The 1212-nt window shown below is 40.1% G+C and carries 2 protein-coding genes and 1 pseudogene; all 3 read left to right on the top strand.

Annotated elements, in window-relative coordinates; all coding sequences use genetic code 11:
- The coding region (locus HMPREF2794_RS21705; protein ID WP_070752673.1) for a UpxY family transcription antiterminator at window positions 1-524 on the top strand (524 nt) is incomplete at its 5' end.
- Between the two features lie 7 nt (window positions 525-531).
- A complete protein-coding gene (locus HMPREF2794_RS21700) occupies window positions 532-885 on the top strand; it encodes a UpxZ family transcription anti-terminator antagonist (protein WP_070752671.1) in 354 nt (117 codons plus the stop codon).
- A gap of 65 nt (window positions 886-950) precedes the next feature.
- A pseudogene (locus tag HMPREF2794_RS21695) lies at window positions 951-1212 on the top strand (polysaccharide biosynthesis protein); the annotation flags it as partial.

The following is a 1212-nucleotide window of genomic DNA, read 5'->3' as shown; positions in this document are numbered from 1 at the left end:
AAGGCGTAGCACACTCAAAACGCTGGTATGTAGCATTGGTCCGTATGCATCATGAAAAGAAGGTTTCGGAGTATTTGAACAAGGTTGGGATTGAAAATTTTGTGCCTGTTCAGAAAGAAATACATCAATGGAGTGACCGCCGTAAATTAGTTGAATCCGTACTGCTTCCAATGATGGTGTTTGTGCACGCTGATCCGAGGGAACGTATGGAAGTCCTGAATTTTACAACAGTGAGCCGCTATATGGTGATGCGCGGTGAGAGCAGTCCTGCTGTTATTCCTGACGACCAGATGGCCCGTTTCCGCTTCATGCTTGATTATTCGGATGAAACAGTCTGTATGAATAGCTCTCCTTTGGCACGTGGTGAGAAAGTTCAAGTAATTAAAGGACCTCTGCAGGGGCTTGTGGGTGAGCTTGTCAATGTAGATGGTAAAAGTAAGATTGCTGTTCGACTGAACATGCTTGGTTGCGCCTGCGTAGACATGCCGATTGGTTATGTTGAGCCTGTTGGCGAAAAAAACTAAGTGGGTGATGACGGGTTCCAGTCTACAAGAGAAAATCGATAAACTTCAAAATACTGTTCATGCTCTGCTCCATAAAAGTCATAGTATGGAGTGTGTATATATTGATGATATTGCACGACTGAACAAAGAAATTCATGAACAGATCAATGATCTGTATCCTTGTCACGGTACGACAGCCGAGCAGGAAGCTGCTTTGTGTCTGTCTCTTCTGATGGGATTTAGTGTGTCTATCTATGCCAATTCGGAGGATGAGGCAAAGAAAAGAACTGTTCTGAGGCGTTCGCAAAAGATTATGAAAAACCAATTGCCTTCACCATTGCAAATTCAGTTACACACAATCTACGATAAACTATTGTCATAGTAAGTCTATGAATTATGTTTTATAAAATCTATAAAAGACTTTATAATTTATTGGGGTATTAAATTATGAAACACGCATTTGACCGTTTAGTTCAATATTTGCAGAAAAATTACTTTAGTTATTGGATTGTATTGGGAATTGATACATTCATAGCTTTGGTTTGTACCTGGGTGTCGTTTATCGGCATTCATTATCTTACGGAAACTCCCAAGGAAATTACCGCGTTATTTTATATTCTGGCAATTTCAGTTGTATCCAGTGTTTTAGGTTCCGTTTTATTCCATACTTATCGCAATACGATCCGTTTTTCCCAGTTGAAGGAATTGT

It is taken from the genome of Bacteroides sp. HMSC067B03, assembly GCF_001811315.1.
In the GTDB taxonomy this organism is placed as follows: domain Bacteria; phylum Bacteroidota; class Bacteroidia; order Bacteroidales; family Bacteroidaceae; genus Bacteroides; species Bacteroides faecis.
Note: the sequence above shows the minus strand (reverse complement) of the source record. Positions and strands in the feature narration are given on the sequence as shown.

Bases quoted from the DNA above. Each gene is read 5' to 3' on its own strand.
- HMPREF2794_RS21700 (WP_070752671.1), top strand. From the start codon at position 532: ATGACGGGTTCCAGTCTACAAGAGAAAATCGATAAACTTCAAAATACT.